This window comes from Acidithiobacillus concretivorus (assembly GCF_018853445.1).
GTDB lineage: Bacteria > Pseudomonadota > Gammaproteobacteria > Acidithiobacillales > Acidithiobacillaceae > Acidithiobacillus > Acidithiobacillus concretivorus.
Window position 1 is genome coordinate 1 of the sequence record NZ_JABELD010000178.1, and the last position, 558, is coordinate 558.

Here is a 558-nt window from a genome sequence, read left to right on the forward strand (position 1 = left end):
GTGGAACTGCCAGGCCAGGGAAATATAAGCCATCAGACAGATTCCGAAGAATCCGGCAGCGAACAGGATGACCCATTTCCAGGAAAACCAGGCGGAAGCCTGGCTGATGGCCTTCCCGGCCTCGGTCGTGTTCCCGATGACGCCGGAGAAGTTTTCGAGAATCGGGTTTAAGGCGGTTTCCAGGGACGTAGCGGCGATTTCTCCGGCATCCCCCATCTGATCCTTTACGGCAGCGCCTACGGCGGTTCTTACGGCCTTGGAGATGCTCTGGACGGTTTGGGCGAGGCGGGTGCGTTCCTGGGCGAGGGCTTCGCGTTCAGCGGTCAAGGTGTCGATGGCGGTTTGTATGGCCTTCTGCTGATCGTTTGCCACCGCCATGTAGCCGAATAGCTGCTGTTGTGAGTCCATTACTGGCCTCCTTGGGAATTTTCGGGACGTACTGGCAGATCAAAGAGGGCGCGATCATCGGCACGGGTCAGGGCGGCCTCCATGAGGGCCATAAATTTGTCGTGTGGCCATTCCCCGCGTTCGACCTTGGCGAGGATGGCGGCTCCAACG

The 558-nt window shown here is 59.1% G+C and carries 2 protein-coding genes; both read right to left on the reverse strand.

What is annotated here, in order from left to right:
* A partial coding sequence (locus HJG40_RS14620; RefSeq protein WP_215864872.1) for a hypothetical protein occupies positions 1-408 on the reverse strand: 408 nt, incomplete at its 3' end.
* Positions 408-545, reverse strand: a complete 138-nt coding sequence (locus HJG40_RS15635; RefSeq protein WP_497006473.1) for a DUF8583 domain-containing protein — start codon at positions 543-545, stop codon at positions 408-410. The genes HJG40_RS14620 and HJG40_RS15635, both read right to left, overlap by 1 nt.
* Positions 546-558: the final 13 nt, after the last annotated feature.